We start from the raw sequence: 19,778 nt of genomic DNA, 5'->3' as shown, positions 1-19,778 counted from the left end.
CTTACCGCATCGGTCCGGTCATCAGCAGCGGATCAATACGGGAGTCGCCCCATTTGAGGCTCCAGTGCATGTGCGGGCCGGTCGAACGGCCTGTGGAACCGATATAGCCGATATGCTGACCCTGTTTCACCGCTTGCCCTTCTTTCACCACCAGTTTGGATAAGTGAATGAAGGCGCTGTTCAGGCCCGCTCCGTGGTCGACAATGATGATACCGCCCTCAAGGCTAAACCCTGTGCGCGCCAGAACGATCACACCGTCGGCAGGCGCAACCAGAGGCGTGCCGGTGCTCGCTGCCACGTCGATGCCGGTGTGATATGGCCCCGGCTCACCTGCGTAGATGCGTTGGCGTCCGAAAAAGCCTGAAATGCGGCCCTTTACCGGCCAGATGAAGTCTTGTTTCCAGCCCGTCGCGCCGGTTTCTTTCGCGCGCGCATCTTTGATCGCGTTGTACTCCGGCTCGCGCTTCTTCCACCACGCATCAAGGTTCTTGCCGCGACCGCGCGAGACGTTGACGCGCGAGATTTTCCATTGGCGCTTGGAAATGGCGAGGGACTTCTCGACAGTGCCGCCGTTCTCAAGCTGCGCGGTGAGCGTGGCAAGATCACCCGCGTCGCGATCAAACGCCGCGAAGAAGGTGCCATCGGCTGCCACAGGCGTTTCGACATCGCCCAAAGAGACCGATTTCGCTCCGCTCGGCGCTTTGCCGCGCACCCATCCGCCTTGAGTGAACTCGCCTTCGACGCCCTCGAAGTTCGTCCGCGTTGCGGCCACTGCCAGCCTAACAGGAGCAGCATCATCTGCGGCAGTATCAGACGCCGCATCTTTGCCAATCGCCTCGCTGCCCGAACAGCTCGCAAGCGTCAGCAACCCACCAAGGGTCAGGGTGAGCCAAGGATGATTGATCATTGCGAAGCCAGCCCTTGCGCTTCCAGCAGTCGCCGTGTCGCGATTTCGCAGGTTGCGTAGGCTTCCTGATGCTCTGCGCTCCAGTAACGCAGTTCTTCCAGCGGAATGACCTCTCCGCTCACCGCGCAATAGACATGCTGGCCTGCGCGCAGCACGCGGAAATTGGAGGGGCCGTAATGGAGTTTGGCGGCTTTATCGCCGGAAGACATCAACATGGGGGTTCCATTATCATTTTGCGCTTACCTGAACAAATCGTCCTGCTCGGGCGAAGTTCCTTTGGGCTTGGAGCGCTTGGGTTTGGCGGGGCGTGATGCGGGGGGTGCATCGGTTGTGTTCACATCAAGCACACCGTCCTTGAATTCAAGCTTAAGCGCCGCCTCTTTCTCCGCTTGCGCCTTGGCGGTCAGCGCGCGGCCATCAGCAGCGGTGACGATAGCATAGCCGCGCTCGAGCGGTTTGCGAGGGTGCAATTGTTCGGCAAGACGGGCAAGTGAGGCCAGTTGATCACGCTTGGTTGCGATCGGACGAGTCACCAGTGCGGGAGTCAGCCGCAAGCGCTCCAAGCGGTCTTTGCGCTGATCCGCAGCCTGGTGCAGCAAGCGTGGCTGTAGTCGCGCGGCCCATCCAGCAAGCATTTCGCGCCCTTGTCCGGCCCGATCACGCAATCCGCGTCGCAGCCGCTCGGACAGCTCATCGAGCCGCTGCGCTTGCGGCTGCAATAGCGTTTCGGGTGTCGGCATGCGTTGGACACGCGCTTCGAGCCGTTCGCGGCCCAGCTCCACAGGGCGATGCACCGCACGGCGTTGGCGGCTGGCGAAGTCGGCGAGGGTCGCATCAAGGTCCACCTTGACCGGAACCGCCATTTCGGCCGCCGCCGTGGGCGTGGGCGCGCGCCGGTCCGCGGCGTAATCGGCCAAAGTCGTATCGGTTTCATGCCCTACCGCCGAAATAACCGGAATGGTACATTCAGCTATGGCGCGAACCACGACTTCCTCGTTGAAGCTCCACAAATCCTCGATCGAACCACCACCCCGTGCGACGATCACCACATCTGGCCGCGCGACTGGTCCATCGGCCGGCATGGCTGAAAAGCCTCTAATCGCGGCAGAAACCTGCTCGGCAGCGCCCTGACCCTGAACCAGAACCGGCCAGACCAGCACATGGCTGGGAAAGCGGTCCCCCAAGCGGTGCAGAATATCGCGAATAACCGATCCGGTTGGTGAGGTAACCACGCCAATCGTGCGCGGGAGATAGGGAAGCGAACGTTTACGTTCCCTTGCGAACAGCCCTTCGGCCTCAAGCCGCGCGCGAGTCTTCTCCAGTAGCGCCAGCAGCGCTCCCTCGCCGGCAATCTCCAGAGAATCGATCACGATCTGGTATTTCGAGCGGCCCGGATAGGTCGTCAGCTTACCGCTCGCGATCACCTCCAGCCCGTCCTCGGGTACAAAAGCCAAACGCTGCGCATTGCCGCGCCACATCACACCGTCCAGCACCGATTTTTCGTCTTTGAGCGCGCAATACATGTGGCCCGATGCGGCGCGTTTCACACCGGATAGTTCGCCGCGCAGCCGCACATAGCCAAAGCGGTCTTCCACCGTGCGTTTGAGCGCATTCGAAATCTCGGTGATCGATAGCGGCTCGGCGTTGTCGCCCTGTCGTTCGCGCGCTACCAGCCCGTCAGAACCTTGTGATGATGGAGCGCGCGCCATGAATGTCCTTTTGCTCGGGTCGGGAGGCCGTGAACATGCGTTAGCGTGGAAGCTGGCGCAATCCCCGTCGCTCACCAAGCTGTTCGCAGCCCCCGGAAATCCCGGCATTGCCGAGGAGGCAGAGCTGGTGACGCTCGACGCGGGCGATCACGGCGCGGTCGTGCACTTTTGCGCCACCAACGATGTCGATCTTGTGATCATCGGTCCGGAAGCGCCACTGGTCGATGGTCTGGCCGACAGCCTACGCGCCAAGGGTTTTGCAGTGTTCGGGCCATCGCAAGTGGCGGCGCAGCTGGAAGGTTCGAAGGGCTTTACCAAGGATTTGTGCGAACGTGCCGGCATTCCTACAGGCGGCTACATCCGCACCAAATCGTTGGAGCAGGCAAAGGCTGCGCTCGCGGACTTCACCGCGCCTTATGTGCTCAAGGCCGACGGTCTGGCGGCAGGCAAAGGTGTGGTTATCGCCGAAACTCTGGAAGACGCCGAGGCCGCGCTGACCGACATGTTCGGCGGACAGTTTGGCGAAGCGGGCGCAGAGGTCGTGATCGAGGAGTTCCTCGAGGGCGAAGAGGCAAGCTTCTTCGCGATCACCGATGGCACTGCGATTGTCCCGTTTGGCACCGCGCAGGATCACAAGCGCGTCGGCGAAGGCGATACAGGCCTCAACACTGGCGGTATGGGCGCGTACTCCCCAGCCCCCGTTCTGACGCCAGAGCTTCAACGCCGCGCTATGAATGAGATCATCCGGCCGACCGTCGAAGCGATGCGCGAAGAAGGCATGCCCTATTCCGGCGTTCTCTATCTGGGTCTGATGCTGACCGAGGATGGGCCCAAGCTGATCGAATACAATTGCCGCTTTGGCGATCCCGAATGCCAGGTGCTGATGACCCGCTTTGAAGGTGATCTGGTCAAACTGATGCTCGCCTGTGCGAAGGGCGAGCTGATGGGCGTGGAAGCGGACTTCTCCGACGAAAGTGCGATGACGGTGGTGATGGCCGCCAATGGCTATCCCGGTAGCGCAGATAAGGGTGGCGCGATTGATTTGGGCAAGGCTGAAGCGGACGGCGCAAAGGTATTTCACGCAGGCACAGCCAAGAAGGACGGACAACTGGTCGCCAATGGCGGCCGCGTCCTTAACGTAACCGCCACTGGCGCCAACGTAACAGAGGCGCAGAGGGCGGCCTACAAGGCAGTGGATGCGATCAGTTTCGAAAGCGGCTTTTGCCGGAGAGACATCGGCTGGCGCGAGGTTGAGCGGGAATCCTCGCAAATTTGATTCAGATCAATGTTGTCTAGCTGTTTCAGGTGCAGTGAGGCATTATGAAACAGCACCTCACCACCCTCACCCTCGCCGGTTCAGCCGCGCTGCTTGTCGCCTGCCAGACCACCGGACCTGCACCACTGCCTATCAGCGACGCGCCTGCGCCCGCTTTTGTCGAGGCGGCGTGTGGGGGGTGTCATGCGGTTGAGCCGCCCTTCGTCTCGCCCAACCCCGCTGTGCCCAGCTTCGAAGCCATCGCCAATCGCGAAGGGCTGACCGAAGAGACGCTGGGCGACTGGCTCGCCAATGCGCACAATTACCCAGAAGACATGGAGTTCGAGCTCACCGAAGAGCAGGTCGACCATATCGCAGCCTATATGGTGACGCTGCGGCGGGATGATTACGAACCAGCAGAGTAAGAAAGTCTAGAGCTTCTCCGCCATCAGCTTCTGCATATCGGTCTCCGGACGCGGGCCGTAATGCGAGATCACTTCAGCCGCTGCAATCGCACCGCGTTTGAGGCAGGTCTCCAGCGGTGCACCACGTGCAAAACCGGAAAGGAAGCCCGCCGCAAATTGGTCACCCGCACCGGTCGTGTCGACCACCTTGGCAACCGGCGATGCTGCGACAATCGCGCGCTCGCCATAGGCTTGCGCCACGGCGCCCTTCTCGCTGCGCGTGGCGACCAGCACCGGCACCTTCGGCGCGATCTGCGCAAAGCCAGTGTCGAAGTCGTCTTCGCCGGTCAGCGTCGCCAGTTCGCTCTCATTAACGAACAGGATATCGATCAAGCCGTTGTCGATCATGTCGCGGAAATCATCGCCATGGCGGTCAATGACGAAGCTTTCTGACGCCGTGAAAGCGATCTTGCGACCGGCATTACGCGCCACCTCGATGGCACGGCGCATCGCCGCACGCGGCTCTTCGGGGTCCCAGAGATATCCTTCGAGATAGAGGATCGCGCCGCTCTTGATCAGTTCATCGTCCAGCGCCGATGCGGGCAGATATTGGCCCGCACCAAGGAATGTGTTCATCGTTCGCTCGCCATCAGGCGTCACGAAGATGAGGCAGCGGCCCGTAGGCGGTTCGTCATCAGTACCGTCAGTCGGGCGCATGGGAGTGTCAAAATCGATGCCCGTGGCGCGGATATCATGCGCAAAAACTTTGCCGAACTGGTCATCCGCGACCTGACCGATGAAGGCACACTGGATGCCCAGCTGCGAAAGGCCTGCCAACGTGTTCGCCGCTGAACCACCTGAGGTCTCTGTCGCCGGCCCCATCGCGTCGTAAAGCTTGTCGGCACCCTCGGCATCGACAAGCGTCATCCCGCCCTTGTTAAGCTGCAGCTCGTCGATCGTCTCCTCGTCACACGATGCGATGATGTCGACGATCGCGTTACCGATGGCGATCACGTCATAGCGGGGGGCTGTCACTTTGGATTGTCCTACTCTTGGGTTTGTGTGTTAGCGAGCCGCCTAGACGCCTCTTCGCCCAAGGCCAAGGGGTTAGCCGGACAGTTATGAGGTTTAGCCGATGGGCGCAGTGATCGGATCAGTCCTGAAAGCGGCGCAACAGCTGTTTGATCCGGCGATTGTGCGCGTGCTGGTGAAGAGCCTTGCAATCACAGTGGCGATCTTTGCGATCCTCGGCGTGATCCTGTTTGTGGCGCTTTCTGCGGCGTTGTCCACTTTCGGATGGGAGGAGGGCGGTGTCGCCAGCGCCGCCTTCGCCCTGGTTCTCGCGGCGATAGGGTTCTGGTTTCTGTTCCGTGTCGTGGCGCTGGCAGTCATCCAGTTTTTTGCGGACGAGATCATCACGGCGGTCGAGGCGCGTCACTACCCTCAAGCTGCACACCTGACTCGCAATCTTGCGATGCAAGAAGAAGTCACCATTGCCATCCGTGCCACACTTAGGGCCGTGGGCTACAACCTTGTAGCCCTCCCCATTGCGGTTGTGCTGATCTTCACAGCCATCGGGCCTGCTGTGGTGTTCGTTCTGGTCAACGCCGTGCTGCTGGGGCGCGAGCTTACCGACATGACATGGGTCCGGTTCGGGCGGGATGGCAATGCAAAAACGCCGGTTAGCGGCACGGACCGGTTTATGCTTGGCGGGATCGTGGCTGGCATGATGCTCGTTCCGGGGCTAGGGCTGCTTGCGCCGGTGATCGGCACGGCGGCGGGGACGCATGTGACGCACCGCGCAATGGCTGCGAGCGAGCATGAAACAGGGGCAGGTGAGTAAGGTGGAAAAACGGAGTGCCATGATTGCGCTGGCCGCGCTTGCTGCTTCCGCTTGTACGACTACTCCAACGGTCTCGACAGCACCACGCCCCTCCATCGCCACCGTCCCAACACTCGAAGCCGAAAACCCGGCAGAGGTGACGGTAAACGCACCGCCAAGTTCCGACGTGGCCAGCGTGATTGGCAAAAAGGTTGGCGACCTTACCCAGCGGTTTGGCGATGCGCGGATCGACCTGACCGAAGGGCCAGCGCGCAAGCTGCAGTTCGCGGGCGATCAATGCGTACTCGACGTCTATCTCTACCCCGTTGCCTCAGGAACCGAGCCGGTAGCCACTCACGTTGAAGCGCGTCGCAAGACCGATGGCAACGATGTTCAGAAATCGTCGTGTATTGAAGAGGTTGCGCGCAACTAACCCGGCTGATGCCTGTATGGTAACCCGAATTTAAGCACGCTCTGGCATAGCCGAACCTGACTAAAAACGATTTGGCTTAAGGTTGGGCCTGCACATGACGACGCACTTTATCGAATTCGCCAAGCGCGCTGCTGCGGACGGAGAAATCTCGCCGCAAGAACTGCTGACGCTTCGTCAAGAGGGCTGGGGCGATGGCATCATCACCCGCGAAGAGGCCGAGGCGATCTTTGCGATCAACAATGTGCTGACCGAACGCGATGAATCTTGGTGCGACTTCTTTGTCGAAGCCGTCGGCGAATTCGTTCTCAACGGCACCAAACCACGCCTGCAATGCAGCCATGAAGAGGCGCGCTGGCTGATTGACCAGGTCGACCATGATGGCGTGATCGAGAGCTTTGCCGAGCTTGAGGCTCTGGTGCGCATCGTGGAGCGCGCTGAGAATGTGCCTGAGCTGCTCAAGAACTACCTGCTTGAGAATATCGAGCGTGAAGTCCTAACCGGCGTGGGTCCGACGCGCTGCGGCGGTGAGCTGAGCGACACGCACATCAGCGAAGCGGAAGTAAGAATGCTGCGCCGTGTGATCTTCTCGAGCGGTGGTTATGGCCCGGCTGCCGTAAGCCGTTTTGACGCCGAGCTCCTGTTCCGACTGAAAGACGCGACATTAGCCGATGCCAATGCGCCGGAATGGGGCGATCTGTTCGTTGACGGGATCTGCAACTACCTGCGCGGCTTTGCGCTCGACAACGCGCAGCTGAGCCATGAACGCAAGCTGGAGCTGGTGAATTTCATTGAGGCCGAAAGCAAAGGGCATGCCGCCTTCGTTCGCGAATTCATCAATGAGATAGTCCGTCCCAAAACCGGCCTTGGGCAGCGGATCGGTTGGGCAGTTGAGCATCTGCGCGGGACCGATGGTCCGCAAAACGACTATTTCCGCGATGCTGAAGCCGGGGATGCTGTCACCGACAGCGAACAAGACTGGCTGACTGCAAGTATGGAACAGGATGGTCAGCTCGACGATCTGGAGCGCCGTCTGTTCAAACGCCTCGCCGAAGAAGACTAAGGTAAGGCCTCAAAGGCCTGTGAAATCAAACCATAAAGCTTTCACCGCACCCACAGGCGCCTTTGGCGTTCGGATTCTCGAATACGAAGCCAGCAGTGAAGTCATCTTCCTGCCAGTCCATGGTCGAGCCGACGAGGTAGAGTACGCTCGCGCCATCGATGTAGAAGGTGCCGCCGGGCGTTTCGATTTTCTCGTCGAACTTCGCCTCTTCGGTGACGTAATCGACTGAATAGGCAAGGCCTGAACAGCCTCGGCGCGGGGTCGAGAGTTTGACGCCGATTGCGTCCTCGGGGGCCTGGCTCATCAGATGCGCGATACGATCCTCTGCGCCTTTGGTGAGGATCACGGCGGCCGGGCGTTCCTTGAGTGCGCTCATCACAGCATCCCCAGTTCAAGCCGGGCTTCGTCGCTCATTTTGGCGGGCGACCACGGCGGGTCCCATACCAGATTGACTTCGGCATCGCGAATGCCCGGCACGGATGATGCGCGCAGCTCCACCTCGCCCGGCATAGTTTCGGCGACCGGACAATGAGGTGTGGTCAAGGTCATGGTGATCGTTGCATCGGCTTCGTCATCCACCTCAACGCCGTAGATCAGGCCGAGATCGTAGATGTTTACCGGAATTTCTGGATCGTAAATTTCCTTGAGCGCATCGACGACAGCGGTTTGGAGATCACTGCCCGCCCCACCCACGCCATCCTCGACGGGTTTGGCCGCAAGGAAGCCTTCGAGATAGTCGCGCTTGCGCTCTTCTGCTGGCTCATCCTCGTCAATCACATCGGACACGCGCGCACGGGGTGGCTTCACCACCTCGTCATTCGGCGCAGGGGCCGCGACAAATTCTTTCTCGTCCTGAGGCTTGTTCATATGCCTAGTCTTTCCCAAAAACTCGGCGCGTGCGGGCGATCCCTTCCAGCAGCGCGTCGACATCATCATGTGTTGAATAAAGCCCGAAGCTCGCGCGCGCAGTTGCCGGAACTTCGAGATAGTCCATCAGTGGTTGCGCACAATGGTGGCCCGCGCGAATCGCGACATTCGCCTCGTCGAGGATAGTGCCGAGATCATGCGGGTGAATGTCGTCAATCGCGAAGCTGACAATGCCAGCACTGTCGGCGGGGCCGAACACGGTCACATCGTTCATCGCGGTCAGTTCGCGGCGCAAGCGCTCGACCAACTCGGTTTCCGTGGCGTGGATGCGGTCCAGCCCAACTTCGTCGACGTAATCCGCCGCCGCCGCGAAGGCGATGGCTTCGGTAATGGCGGGTGTGCCCGCTTCGAAGCGCTGCGGCGCGGGCGCGTAGGTGGTCTTGTCAAAGGTCACACGGTCAATCATCGCGCCGCCGCCTTCCCAAGGGGCCATCGCATTGAGGATGTCGGACTTCGCCCACAGTGCGCCAATGCCGGTGGGGCCATAGAGCTTATGCGCGCTGAAAACGTAGAAATCGCAGCCGAGCGCGTTCACGTCGAACGCAATGCGCGGCGCGGCCTGACAGCCGTCGAGCAATAATTTCGCGCCGACTTTATGCGCCATTGCAGCGGCACGCGGTGCGTCGAGCACACTGCCAAGCACGTTGGAGACATGGCCGAAGGCAACGAGTTTGTGCCGTTCAGTCAGCATGGCTTCGGCAGCATCAAGGTCGATCTGATGATCGTCGGTCAGCGGACACACATCGATATGCGCGCCAACCGCTTCGGCCAGCATTTGCCACGGAACAATGTTCGAGTGGTGCTCAAGTTGAGAAAGCAGAATGCGGTCGCCCGCTTTGAGGTTCGCCCTGCCCCAGCTGTTGGCGACCAGATTGATCGCCTCGGTCGCGCCGCGCGTGAAAACCAGCTCTTCCTCAGCGCCGCCAATGAAGCCCGCGACTGTGCGCCGCGCTGCCTCGAACGCGCGCGTCATTTCTGCGGATCGCGCGTAGACGCCGCGATGAACAGTCGCGTAATCCTCACCCATCGCGCGCGCCATCGCATCGATCACCTGACGCGGCTTCTGCGCTGTCGCACCGGTGTCGAGATAATGCCAAGACGCACCATCCGGCGTCACCAGACCCGGAAAATCAGCGCGCAAATCGCGGGAAAGGGTCGTTGGCGCGTTCACGGACACAGACCCCGCTGCCAATTCCCAGCGTTCTCACCGCGATAGCATTTCACACGCATTCCAGCATCGGTGACGCGCCAACCACCTCCAACTCGTTCGAGCTGAATGCGCCATTCCTGAGCCTGAACCGAGTCATCGGCATAGCCATCGGCAGAAAAATACATAACCAACCAGCGGGGCCCGCCGCTCAGTTGTGACACGAGCCTAAAAGTGGCCGCACCTTCCCCTCCCGGATCCCACCGACTGAAGTGCTGAGCCACTGCGAGAGGACTCTCAAAAACCTCGTCTGGAACCTCAATGACCTCATACAGACTCGCGGCCGGAGCCAAGAGCATGGGCTCCGATGGCTCAGAAGAGCTCGCGCTTCCACTGAAGGCGAAAACCAAAGAGGCGAGGATGGTGAGACGTTTCACGCCCGCGCCTCCAATTGCTCCAAAGCTGCACTCAGCAGTTTTTCGCGCGTCGCTTCGTCTTTCAGCTCTACCAAGGCATCGCCGATAAAGGCCTGCACCAAGAGACGCTGGGCAGCCTCAGGCGAGATACCCCGCGCTTGCATGTAGTAACGCGCCGCTTCGTCCAGCTCGCCTACAGTTGCGCCGTGTGCGCATTTCACATCGTCAGCGAAGATCTCGAGCTGCGGCACAGCGTTGGCGCTAGCACCTGCCTCTAGCAGCAGGCCTTTGAAATCCTGTGCCGCGTCAGTCTTTTGCGCGTCGCGGACAACCTTGATCTCGCCAAGGAAGTTACCTGTACCCTGCCCCCAGTGAACGCTGCGGACGGTCTGGTTGCTGGTCGCCTCCGGCTCGGCATGGATCGTTGTGGTGACAAACTCTCGCACGGCCTCACCGCCGCCAATGGTGACGCCGCCAAACTCGAAATGTGCGCCTTTGCCGAGGGTTACTTCCACTTCGACACGGGTATAGTCATCACCAAGATTGGTAACGAACAGCTCCGCACGCGCTCCTGCGCCCAGTGTCAGGCGGACACGGTGCAATTCCGGATCAGCACTTCCAACCACGATGGCTTCCTGCCACGTCTCACCAGCAGCAACCGTCACCTCACGCCAGGCGTCAAGCGCAACCACGCCCAGCCGCTTAACAGCCGGAATATCGGCATAGCGCCACGCCTCATCGCGCCGGGTGGGAAGAGCTGCCGTCTCAAGCATCAGCCATCACCGCGTCATAGCCTTGGTCTTCCAGACGAAGGGCCAGCTCGGGCCCACCAGTCTGGACGATACGACCATCGGCGAGCACGCTGACCTTGTCGGGCTTCACCACGTCGAGCAGGCGCTGATAGTGGGTGATCAACAGCACGCCCTTGTCAGGCGCGCGCATGATCGCGTTGATGCCCTCGCCCACGATCCTCAGCGCGTCAATATCGAGGCCGGAATCCGTCTCGTCGAGTACGGCAAACGCAGGATCAAGAATGCCCATCTGCACCATCTCGGCGCGCTTCTTTTCGCCGCCGGAGAAGCCGACATTCACCTGCCGCTTGAGCATTTCCATGTCCATTTTCAGCAGACCTGCCTTTTCCTTGGCGAGCTTCAGAAACTCACCGCCAGACAGCGGCTCTTCTCCTCGATATTTCCGCTGCGCGTTCAACGCTTCGCGCAGAAACTGGACATTGGAGACGCCGGGAATTTCGACCGGATACTGGAAGCCGAGAAACAGGCCCACGCTGGCCCGCTCGTGCGGCTCAAGGTCAAACAAATCCTGCCCGCGGAACTCGACCGAGCCAGCAGTCACTTCGTAGCCAGGCTTTCCGCCCAGCACATTCGCTAGCGTCGATTTACCCGCGCCGTTGGGACCCATGATCGCATGCACTTCGCCCGCTGGCACCTCGAGGGACAGGCCCTTGAGGATTTCGTTTCCGCCAACTTCGGCGCGAAGGTTCTCAATTTTCAGCATCATTATCTCAAGTTCTTATGGCTTGTTTGTTTCGGTCTCTGCGCGAGATTTGACGACAGTCGGGTCAGGCAGGCTGATCACCAGCGGAGCCGGGCGCGGAGGTGGCCCTTCGGCTTCCGCACGCTCAGCCGCCTGCATTTTCATGAGGAACTGGTCATCGAGATCGCGGCCACGCTGGATATGAATGTAGCCAATTGAAGTGAACAGTTGCTCGATATCGGCATTTGAGAACTCGGTTTTCGAGTTCCCCATCGCGGCCTCGGCCTCGCTTGCTGCCTTTTCGCGAACTTCGGCGCATCGCGGAAGATCCTGCCGATGCTGAGCTTCAAAATCAGGCATTCCTGATACGTACCGGATCGTAAAGCTGAGGCACCCACGGTAATCGGCCACGAATGGCTGGATTATGCGCGGGTACTCAACCGTCCAGGTTTCAGGATCTTCATTAATGACCGCAACGGCGACTTCGCCGCTGGACTGAAGGCCCAAGAGTAAAGCTAGCACTGGTGAGATCATGAACGGTCCCCTGTTGATGATCGGTTGGGAGTTGAGTTGCGATAGTGTTCGGCGCGGGCCTGACGTTTGTCATCGATGCGGATGCGCATGCCGGCGGTGATCCGTTGCAGCACGGCGTCCATGTTTTCGAGGATGTCGGTGGCCTTGATCCGCATCACGCGGATGCCGACGCTTTCGAGGCTCTTGTCGCGGCGTTTGGCCAACGCTTCGTCCTGATCTTCCTCGTCGATCATGATCGCCATGCCGAGATTGTGGCAATTGAAGTCGACAATCGCGCTGCCGACCACGGCGAAGCGTTTGAAGGTGTAACGGCCAAGGTCCGCATCAGCGAAACGTTTGGCGAGGGCCTTGTTGGCAGGCGAAGCAAACCGCTTCATCTCGCGCGCGCGATCATGCAAAGCGTCGAGCCGCTTATCGGAGATCTTCCAGCCGCGACCTTTCTTGTCGAGAGCGGGAGCTTCTGCGCCGGTGGTGTCTTTAAGACCGAGGGTTTTGCGTTCAGTCATCAGCCCACACTCCCCTCAAGCGAAATAGCCAGCAGTTTCTGCGCTTCAACCGCAAACTCCATCGGAAGCTCCTTGAGAACATCCTTTGCAAAGCCATTGACGATGAGCGCGACTGCCTCTTCTTCGTCCAGCCCACGTTGCTGGGCGTAGAACATTTGCTCATCGCTGATTTTGCTGGTTGTCGCCTCGTGCTCGATCTGCGCGCCGGGATTTTTCACCTCGATATAGGGCACGGTGTGCGCGCCGCATTCGTCGCCAAGCAGCAGGCTATCGCACTGGGTGAAGTTGCGCACGCCATCAGCTTTCGGGCCCACACGAACGAGGCCGCGATAGGTGTTGTTCGATTTGCCCGCCGAAATGCCCTTGGAGATGATCGTTGAACGGCTGCCTTTGCCGTTGTGGATCATTTTTGTGCCGGTGTCAGCTTGCTGAAAATTGTTCGTCACCGCAACCGAGTAGAACTCGCCAACACTGTCTTCCCCGTTAAGCACGCAGCTGGGATATTTCCATGTGACGGCTGAGCCCGTTTCGACCTGCGTCCAGCTGATTTTCGAGCGGTCGCCCTGACACAATCCGCGCTTGGTCACGAAGTTGTAGATCCCGCCCACGCCTTCGCTGTTACCCGGATACCAGTTCTGGACAGTTGAATATTTGATCTCGGCATCTTCGAGCGCGACCAGCTCAACCACGGCGGCGTGGAGCTGGTTTTCATCGCGCATCGGCGCGGTGCAACCTTCGAGATAGGAGACATACGCCCCCTTCTCCGCCACGATAAGGGTGCGTTCGAATTGGCCGGTGTTTTCTGCGTTGATGCGGAAGTAGGTCGAAAGCTCCATCGGGCAGCGTACGCCCTCGGGCACGTAGACAAACGTGCCGTCGGAGAAGACCGCGCTGTTGAGGCAGGCGAAGTAGTTGTCGCGCGTGGGCACAACCTTGCCGAGCCACTTTTTGACCAGCTCGGGATATTCCTTGATCGCCTCGCTGATCGACAGGAAGATCACGCCCGCTTTCTTCAATTCCTCGCGGAATGTGGTCGCGACGCTGACGCTGTCGAATACGGCGTCCACTGCAACCTTGCGCGCGCCTTCCACCCCGGCGAGCACTTCCTGCTCTGCCACGGGGATGCCGAGCTTGTCGTAAACTGCCTTGATCTCCGGATCGAGCTCATCGAGCGATTTGAGCGTCGGCTTCTTCTTGGGCGCGGCGTAGTAATAGGCGTCCTGATAGTCGATCTTGGGATAGCCTACCTTGGCCCAATCAGGCTCTTCTAGTTCTTGCCAGATGCGAAAAGCTTTAAGACGCCAATCGAGCATCCATTCCGGCTCACCCTTCTTGCCCGAGATAAAGCGAACGGTGTCTTCGTTCAGACCCTTTTCGGCGAACTCAGTCTCGATCTCGGCGGACCAGCCATGCTCGTATTCCGCCGCTTTTGCCGCCGCGTCCTTCGCGTCCTGGTCCATTTCAGGAGTATCGAGGTCGATGTTCTCGCTCATGCCACTTCTTTTTCGATTGAGGGTATGGGGCCGGTGCCTGACGGCGCGCGCAGCTGGTCCAGCGTGATTGCAGCCAGTGCGCTGCGCATGGCGTTGTTAATGACGGGCCAGTGCGGCTTCATCGTGCATCCAGCCTCATAGTCGCATTCGCCATGATCAACACAGGCGGTCAGCGCGATGGGGCCTTCGACCGCCTCGACGATATCTGCAACCGTGATTGCCGCCGCCGGTCTACCTAACTGAAGTCCGCCGCCAGCCCCACGGACTGAGCGCAAGAGACTGGCAGCAGTCAGTTTTGATACAAGCCGCTGCACAGTGGGAACTGGCAGGCCTGTTTCGCTGGCCAATTCTGCCGCACTCACGCGCCCGTCACCGCAATGGCGGGAGGCTTGGACCATCGTAATGACGGCATAATCAGCAAGGTTGGACAGGCGCATGATTGGGCTTTGTAATCTGCTTATTGCGAGTGGTTCTTAAATCCGACTGAATCGGTCGGATTTCAAATACGCGCCAATTGGTCCGATTACAAGGCGGCTATTCAATCACTCTGAACTGTTGGAGCCGGTCCAAGTTCTTGAGCCGGATCATGACATGAAAGATTGGATCACCTGGCCCACCCAAGCGCGACGGCGTGTATCCGCAGAACCGGCGTATTTCACGGATCATGTGCGGCTGATCAACGAAAGCAGATGCAATCTCCGCTTCGGCCACATCGCTCAAATCCTCACTGGCCAACAGAGCCGACGCGCGCAGCGCCCTAAACTTACGCGCCAATGCTGCCGGCGGAAGACCGAAATAGCGTTCAACCAACCGTTCAGCCTGTCTGCGCGAGTAGGATAACTGCTCGAAAAGCGCCTCAAGATCTGGATTAAGCGACGATCCGAGCCAACCGATCGTCGATTGGATAAGTCTCTCGTGCGATGCGGTGACCGGTTTCAGCCTTTCTCCAATCCAATGGGATAGCTTCGCGCAGGCGTCCTCACTGGTCACTCCACCCGCCAGATAGCGCGCGCATAAGTCGGCGCAGAAGGCATCAACTTCCTCACCCAAGAATTCGGACGCTGGCGGAAAACGGTCAAAACACTCCTTGGCCGATTGCCCCGTCAACGCGGCCCAGCCTAGCGGCGACAAAGACGCACCAATCGTGATCCAAGGGCCTCGCATTCGGATCGGGACCGCCTTGCTGAAGCCACAAAAAAGATAAGGCCCGGGAGAAACGCGGTCGATCCGATCACCGAATTGTGCCTCGCCTTCGCCGCTAGCGAACAACGCCAGCTGACCCAATCCTCCGGGATGACGGTCTTCCATCGCCTCCTTTTCACTCGTGAAGCAAAAGGTGGTCAGAATAAACCGCGAAAGAGCGGGGGGTGGATCGAAATAGGAGAGCGAGAATGGGGACGACATAACAGCTATTTGCGACCCGCCGTTACATCGTCCCGAACCCAGCTGATCTGATCTCGCGAAAGCGAGTGAGATCGCGCTGTGTGTGGTCCGAGTCTATAACGAGGCAACCGGTTCGCATTGTATTCCAGCGACATTGTTGAACGCCAGCTTGATCAGCCCCCTTTCTCAGCCTGAATCCAAGTGTCGATATTCTCTTCCAAAATCGAAAGCGGAACAGGGCCGCTGGTCAATACGGTGTCGTGAAACCCGCGATAGTCAAACTTCTCTCCCAGCTCCGTCTGCGCTTTTGAACGCAATTCCATGATCTTTAGCTTTCCGATCATGTAGGCCGTCGCCTGACCGGGAGTGGTGATGTAGCGCTCGATCGCTTTGACGATGTCGCCTTCGGGATTGGGCGTGTTGTCTTTGAGGTACTGGATCGCCTTCTCGCGGCTCCACTGCATTTCGTGGATGCCGGTGTCGACTACGAGCCGACACGCGCGCCACAACTCCATGCCAAGGCGGCCGAAATCGGAATAAGGGTCTTCATAGAAGCCCATGTCCTTGCCCAGTTCCTCGGTGTAGAGGCCCCACCCCTCGGTGTAGGCGGTGAAGCCGCCAAAACGGCGGAAGGGAGGCAGATCACCCAGTTCAGTCTGAAGTGCGCGCTGCAAGTGGTGGCCCGGGAAGCCCTCGTGATAAGCCAGCGCCTCCAGCTCGTTCTTGGACATATCGCGCAGGTTGTAGAGGTTCACATAATAGGTGCCCGGGCGTGAACCATCGACCGATGGGCTTTGATAGAAGGCCTTGCCCGCACTCTTTTCACGGAACGCCTCGACAGGCTTGATGATCATCTTCGCCTTCGGCAGCCGGCCGAAATACTCGGGCAGCTTCACTTCCATCGCATCAAGCTTCGCCTGCGCATCGCGCAGATAATCCTCTCGCCTGGTGTAGAAGAATTGATCTCCGGTGCGGGTGAATTCGAAGAACTCATTGAGCGTGCCCTCGAACCCGACCTTTTTCATGATCGCGCGCATCTCTCCGTGGATGCGCTCAACCTCACGCAGACCGATATTGTGGATCTCATCCGCAGTCAGATCGGTGGTGGTGTAGCTCTTGAGGCGCGCGGCGTAGTATTTGTCGCCATCGGGCAGCCGCCAAACGCCATCTTTGTCGGGAGCGAACTCTTGCTGGCGTTTCATCTCCGCTAACAACTTTTCATAGGCGGGCTTGGCGTTGGAGTTCCAAGCCATCAGCGCCGCAGCGTTCAACCCGTTGGCGTCCAACGGATCGATATCAAGCCTACTGATCTTCGTGTTAAAGTCATCGAGAACGGCGTTGCTCTCGCCTGCCGCCAGCAATGCTTCGATATCGTTGATGATGTAGGGGTAGACCCAATCTGGCGGCATGATACCGCGCTCAGCACGGTCGGCGGACTGCGCGATCAACTGGTCCATTAAAGGGCCAAACCCGGCGATCCGCGCGATATAGGCCTCTGCATCCGATACATCGCTGATACGGTGGATGTTGATCAGAAATGCAGGCAGGCTGGTGTGCGGACCGCGGCGCTGGTCGAAGATGTAGCCGTAATCGCGGAACGGCCAGTTGATTTGCGAGCGCTCTGCTACAGCGTTGAACAGACGGTACGAAAGTGCATCCTCGCCCGACAGTTTGGAAAGATCGAACTCCTCCCGCATGCGGGCAGCCGTACCCTGCAATATCATGTAGTCCGCCAGTTCTGCGCCCGGAGACGGATCTCCCCAACGCGCATAATCTGCATCCTTTATCCCGCGATAGGCCTTGCCCAGCGGCGACATGGAAAGTTGCGCGGCATCATATTCGTCAAACAGGGTGTTGATGTCATCGGCGTCGGCTTGCTCTACTGGCTCGATTGGCGTTTCAGCCCACGCCATCGGAGCGGAGGCGAGCGGAAGAGTCAGCGCGGAAGCGGTCAGGAAAGCTCGACGAAGCATAGTGATCCTTTTGAAAATCGGTTATTGTCAAATCAACGAGGCGCGCAGCATTTGGTGCCGAATGAACGCCAATTTCAACCCAGTTCGCGGAAGTTCCTGGGGTCAATCATCTCGCTCAGAAATGGCGTTTCGTCATCGCTGAGACGCGCAGGAGTGCGTCCAGCGAAAAGATTGATTTCGCGGATCATGTGCGATTGATCGGTGAAGGCATCGCCCACCTCTGCCTCGTATTCGGGCGTCAAATGCGGAAACGACAACAGAGCCGCCGTACGCAAAGCACGATACTTTCGCGCTAGTGCTTGAGGAGGCAGGCCAAAATAGCGTTCAACCAGCCGCTGCACCTGTCGCTTTGAGTAAGCCGCAGATTGCATCAAATATTCCAGCTGCGGATTAAGCGATGATCCAAGCCATTGGTTCACCACGCGGATAAGCTCTTTGTGGCGCGCATTAACCGGCCTGGCGGCTTCTCCAATGAAGTCGGCCAATGCTAAGGCGCAATCATGGCCGGACATGGTCCCGGCCCGATACTCTCCGATCAAGCGTCGGCCGATTGGATCGACAGCTTCGCCAAGCACGGCATTGGCCGCTCGCATTCTATCCCGATGCTCACCCGCGTGGAGGCCGGTCAACGCCGCCCAGCCCAATGGCGTTAGCGCCGCCCCGATCACGTGGAACGGTCCGCTCACAACGATCGGGGTGGCCGTCGAAAGGGGGTCATCACCGCGACTTCAGGATTGGGGTCGCGATGCCCTTCGCGAAAGTGCATCTCCCCTTTGCCGTAGGGAAACAGCGCCAAATGACCGACCGATGCCGGTTGAATGTCGCGGATTACGGTCTCATCGCAACGGAAGTGATAGAGCGTCGTAACGTAGTCGCTGATTGCTGCGGGTGGCGCAATGTAATCGACGTGAATCAAGGATGAGGCCGTGAGCCTCGTATTCTCTGCACCGACATCCAGCGCGGGATCTTGCTCAATGCTGTTGGTGATTTGATCCATGTCGTGCGCCCGAATTGCAGACATATTGGCTTAAGATGCAACGCGACACAAAAAAAGGGCGGCCTGAAAAACAGGCCGCCCATATGAGTTGAGGAACTCTTCGCATAATTGCTCCGAGCCCTTCGGGTCGCACGGTTTGGTTAGCAAGCGAGATCACGTTATTAATTGTATGCAAACGACAAGTTGCATTTCTGGCCGCAGAATCGTCGCGCAAGACCCCCTCGACACAGCAAATCATTATGCCCTAGGCGCCTCGTCATGCTGTTTCGCTTGCTTAGGCCCGCAATTTTCGCGCTCGATTCGGAAAAAGCCCATCGTCTCGCCATCTCGGGCCTTAAGGCCATGCCGTCGCGCGGCGGACAATCCTCACTGGCGCAGCCTGGCTCTGCTGCGATCGAGATCGCCGGGCTGTCATTTCCGAATCCGGTTGGGGTCGCCGCTGGGTTTGACAAGGATGCCGAAGTCCCTGACGCGCTGCTCGGTCTTGGCTTTGGCTTCACCGAAGTTGGTTCGATTACGCCACGCCCCCAAGCGGGCAATCCCAAACCGCGCTTGTTCCGTCTTGTGGAAGACAAGGCAGTGATCAACCGGATGGGCTTCAACAACGGAGGTGTCGAGGCGGCATTGGAGCGATTGAAGGCCCGCATGGAAAAGCCCGGAATCGTGGGAATCAATATCGGTGCGAACAAAGACTCCGAAGACCGCATTGCCGACTATGCTACGATGGCACGATTGATGACGCCGTTTGCTAGCTATCTTGCCGTGAATGTCTCCAGCCCCAACACCCCGGGACTGCGCGCGCTTCAGGATGAAAGCGCACTGACCGCCTTGATTGACGCCGTGATTGAGGCGCGAGCCGAAGCTGCAACGGGCGCGCTGCCGCCGATCTTCCTCAAGGTGGCGCCTGACCTTGAATCCGCCGATATTGACGCCATCGCGCGCATTGCATTGGACAAGAAGCTCGGTGCGTTGATCGTATCAAACACAACCATTTCACGGCCCGATCTCAAATCGCACCATGCTGGAGAGGCTGGTGGCCTGTCAGGCGCACCATTGCGTGCCCTGGCACTGCAACGCATCCGCGATTTCCGAAGGGCAACCGGCGGCGAGATTCCTCTGATTGGTGTGGGCGGCATTGCCTCAGCCGAGCACGCGTGGGAACGCATCCGCGCGGGCGCATCTCTGGTTCAGCTTTATTCCGCGATGGTGTTCGAGGGACCGGGTCTCGGCGCGCGCATTGCTAGTGGGATTGAGCACCTGATGAAGCGCGATGGGTTTGAACAGCTTGCCGATGCCGTGGGAAGCGAATAGCGCGAGA

At 59.2% G+C, this 19,778-nt stretch carries 24 protein-coding genes; 6 read left to right on the top strand and 18 right to left on the bottom strand.

Annotation, left to right across the window (positions count from 1 at the left end; translation table 11 throughout):
* Nucleotide 1: 1 nt before the first annotated feature.
* The 3 genes from AC0V6K_RS07070 to xseA are packed head-to-tail and all read right to left on the bottom strand — an operon-like array spanning nt 2 to nt 2,616.
* Entirely contained in the window at nt 2-907 is a 906-nt protein-coding gene (locus AC0V6K_RS07070; protein WP_472625925.1) for a M23 family metallopeptidase, read from the bottom strand.
* Nucleotides 904-1,122 carry a DUF2093 domain-containing protein gene (locus AC0V6K_RS07065; RefSeq protein WP_472625924.1) on the bottom strand — a complete coding sequence of 73 codons (219 nt, stop codon included), beginning with the start codon at nt 1,120-1,122 and terminating at the stop codon, nt 904-906. Before AC0V6K_RS07065 ends, AC0V6K_RS07070 begins: the two co-directional genes overlap by 4 nt.
* Before the next feature lie 24 nt (nt 1,123-1,146).
* Complete coding sequence (gene xseA / locus AC0V6K_RS07060; protein WP_472625923.1) at nt 1,147-2,616, bottom strand: exodeoxyribonuclease VII large subunit; 1,470 nt, start codon at nt 2,614-2,616, stop codon at nt 1,147-1,149.
* Between xseA and purD the strand changes: the two genes are divergently transcribed.
* Both purD and AC0V6K_RS07050 read left to right on the top strand, forming a co-directional pair.
* Nucleotides 2,615-3,892 (top strand): phosphoribosylamine--glycine ligase, encoded by a 1,278-nt coding sequence (purD, locus tag AC0V6K_RS07055; protein ID WP_472625922.1) that lies wholly within the window; start codon nt 2,615-2,617, stop codon nt 3,890-3,892. The two genes, xseA and purD, sit on opposite strands and share 2 nt — an antisense overlap.
* Before the next feature lie 44 nt (nt 3,893-3,936).
* Nucleotides 3,937-4,296 carry a c-type cytochrome gene (locus AC0V6K_RS07050; protein ID WP_472625921.1) on the top strand — a complete coding sequence of 120 codons (360 nt, stop codon included), beginning with the start codon at nt 3,937-3,939 and terminating at the stop codon, nt 4,294-4,296.
* Nucleotides 4,297-4,302: 6 nt separating this feature from the next.
* Here AC0V6K_RS07050 and AC0V6K_RS07045 read toward each other — a convergent pair whose 3' ends face one another.
* Nucleotides 4,303-5,310 carry an adenosine kinase gene (locus AC0V6K_RS07045; RefSeq protein WP_472625919.1) on the bottom strand — a complete coding sequence of 336 codons (1,008 nt, stop codon included), beginning with the start codon at nt 5,308-5,310 and terminating at the stop codon, nt 4,303-4,305.
* Between the two features lie 100 nt (nt 5,311-5,410).
* Between AC0V6K_RS07045 and AC0V6K_RS07040 the strand changes: the two genes are divergently transcribed.
* From AC0V6K_RS07040 to AC0V6K_RS07030, 3 genes are all read left to right on the top strand, one after another.
* Nucleotides 5,411-6,118: an EI24 domain-containing protein gene (locus tag AC0V6K_RS07040; protein ID WP_472625918.1), complete on the top strand. Its 708-nt coding sequence runs from the start codon at nt 5,411-5,413 to the stop codon at nt 6,116-6,118.
* Between the two features lies 1 nt (nt 6,119).
* Nucleotides 6,120-6,530, top strand: coding sequence for a hypothetical protein (locus tag AC0V6K_RS07035; RefSeq protein WP_472625917.1), 411 nt, complete (start codon nt 6,120-6,122; stop codon nt 6,528-6,530).
* A 94-nt stretch (nt 6,531-6,624) separates the two neighbouring features.
* Nucleotides 6,625-7,590 (top strand): hypothetical protein, encoded by a 966-nt coding sequence (locus AC0V6K_RS07030; RefSeq protein WP_472625915.1) that lies wholly within the window; start codon nt 6,625-6,627, stop codon nt 7,588-7,590.
* 25 nt (nt 7,591-7,615) lie between these two features.
* On the opposite strand, the gene AC0V6K_RS07025 is transcribed toward AC0V6K_RS07030, so the two are convergent.
* From AC0V6K_RS07025 to AC0V6K_RS06960, 14 genes are all read right to left on the bottom strand, one after another.
* Nucleotides 7,616-7,966 (bottom strand): HesB/IscA family protein, encoded by a 351-nt coding sequence (locus AC0V6K_RS07025; protein WP_472625914.1) that lies wholly within the window; start codon nt 7,964-7,966, stop codon nt 7,616-7,618.
* Nucleotides 7,966-8,457, bottom strand: coding sequence for an SUF system Fe-S cluster assembly protein (locus AC0V6K_RS07020; RefSeq protein WP_472625912.1), 492 nt, complete (start codon nt 8,455-8,457; stop codon nt 7,966-7,968). Before AC0V6K_RS07020 ends, AC0V6K_RS07025 begins: the two co-directional genes overlap by 1 nt.
* 4 nt (nt 8,458-8,461) lie before the next feature.
* Nucleotides 8,462-9,694 carry an aminotransferase class V-fold PLP-dependent enzyme gene (locus AC0V6K_RS07015; RefSeq protein WP_472626056.1) on the bottom strand — a complete coding sequence of 411 codons (1,233 nt, stop codon included), beginning with the start codon at nt 9,692-9,694 and terminating at the stop codon, nt 8,462-8,464.
* A complete protein-coding gene (locus AC0V6K_RS07010; RefSeq protein ID WP_472625910.1) occupies nt 9,685-9,852 on the bottom strand; it encodes a hypothetical protein in 168 nt (55 codons plus the stop codon). The genes AC0V6K_RS07015 and AC0V6K_RS07010 overlap by 10 nt, the downstream gene beginning before the upstream one ends.
* A 245-nt stretch (nt 9,853-10,097) precedes the next feature.
* The gene (locus AC0V6K_RS07005) at nt 10,098-10,853 is read right to left on the bottom strand and encodes a SufD family Fe-S cluster assembly protein (protein ID WP_472625908.1); all 756 of its coding nucleotides are present in this window, start codon (nt 10,851-10,853) and stop codon (nt 10,098-10,100) included.
* Nucleotides 10,846-11,595, bottom strand: a complete 750-nt coding sequence (gene sufC / locus AC0V6K_RS07000) for a Fe-S cluster assembly ATPase SufC (RefSeq protein ID WP_472626054.1) — start codon at nt 11,593-11,595, stop codon at nt 10,846-10,848. The genes AC0V6K_RS07005 and sufC overlap by 8 nt, the downstream gene beginning before the upstream one ends.
* 15 nt (nt 11,596-11,610) lie before the next feature.
* On the bottom strand, nt 11,611-12,108 hold the full coding sequence (locus AC0V6K_RS06995) for a hypothetical protein (RefSeq protein ID WP_472625906.1): 498 nt from the start codon (nt 12,106-12,108) through the stop codon (nt 11,611-11,613).
* Nucleotides 12,105-12,614 carry an endonuclease domain-containing protein gene (locus tag AC0V6K_RS06990; protein WP_472625904.1) on the bottom strand — a complete coding sequence of 170 codons (510 nt, stop codon included), beginning with the start codon at nt 12,612-12,614 and terminating at the stop codon, nt 12,105-12,107. Before AC0V6K_RS06990 ends, AC0V6K_RS06995 begins: the two co-directional genes overlap by 4 nt.
* Nucleotides 12,614-14,107 (bottom strand): Fe-S cluster assembly protein SufB, encoded by a 1,494-nt coding sequence (gene sufB / locus AC0V6K_RS06985; RefSeq protein ID WP_472625902.1) that lies wholly within the window; start codon nt 14,105-14,107, stop codon nt 12,614-12,616. Before sufB ends, AC0V6K_RS06990 begins: the two co-directional genes overlap by 1 nt.
* Nucleotides 14,104-14,544, bottom strand: coding sequence for an SUF system Fe-S cluster assembly regulator (locus AC0V6K_RS06980; protein WP_472625901.1), 441 nt, complete (start codon nt 14,542-14,544; stop codon nt 14,104-14,106). Before AC0V6K_RS06980 ends, sufB begins: the two co-directional genes overlap by 4 nt.
* A 97-nt stretch (nt 14,545-14,641) precedes the next feature.
* Nucleotides 14,642-15,415, bottom strand: a complete 774-nt coding sequence (locus AC0V6K_RS06975) for a helix-turn-helix domain-containing protein (protein WP_486172589.1) — start codon at nt 15,413-15,415, stop codon at nt 14,642-14,644.
* 248 nt (nt 15,416-15,663) lie between these two features.
* Nucleotides 15,664-17,463 carry a DUF885 domain-containing protein gene (locus AC0V6K_RS06970; RefSeq protein WP_472625898.1) on the bottom strand — a complete coding sequence of 600 codons (1,800 nt, stop codon included), beginning with the start codon at nt 17,461-17,463 and terminating at the stop codon, nt 15,664-15,666.
* 74 nt (nt 17,464-17,537) lie between these two features.
* Nucleotides 17,538-18,149, bottom strand: a complete 612-nt coding sequence (locus AC0V6K_RS06965; protein ID WP_472625896.1) for a hypothetical protein — start codon at nt 18,147-18,149, stop codon at nt 17,538-17,540.
* The gene (locus AC0V6K_RS06960) at nt 18,146-18,460 is read right to left on the bottom strand and encodes a hypothetical protein (RefSeq protein WP_472625894.1); all 315 of its coding nucleotides are present in this window, start codon (nt 18,458-18,460) and stop codon (nt 18,146-18,148) included. The genes AC0V6K_RS06965 and AC0V6K_RS06960 overlap by 4 nt, the downstream gene beginning before the upstream one ends.
* A 258-nt stretch (nt 18,461-18,718) precedes the next feature.
* Between AC0V6K_RS06960 and AC0V6K_RS06955 the strand changes: the two genes are divergently transcribed.
* Nucleotides 18,719-19,771, top strand: coding sequence for a quinone-dependent dihydroorotate dehydrogenase (locus AC0V6K_RS06955; protein WP_472625892.1), 1,053 nt, complete (start codon nt 18,719-18,721; stop codon nt 19,769-19,771).
* Nucleotides 19,772-19,778 lie beyond the last annotated feature (7 nt).

The organism is Erythrobacter sp. S43 (assembly GCF_057364955.1).
This window is presented reverse-complemented; position numbering and strand designations above follow the sequence as displayed.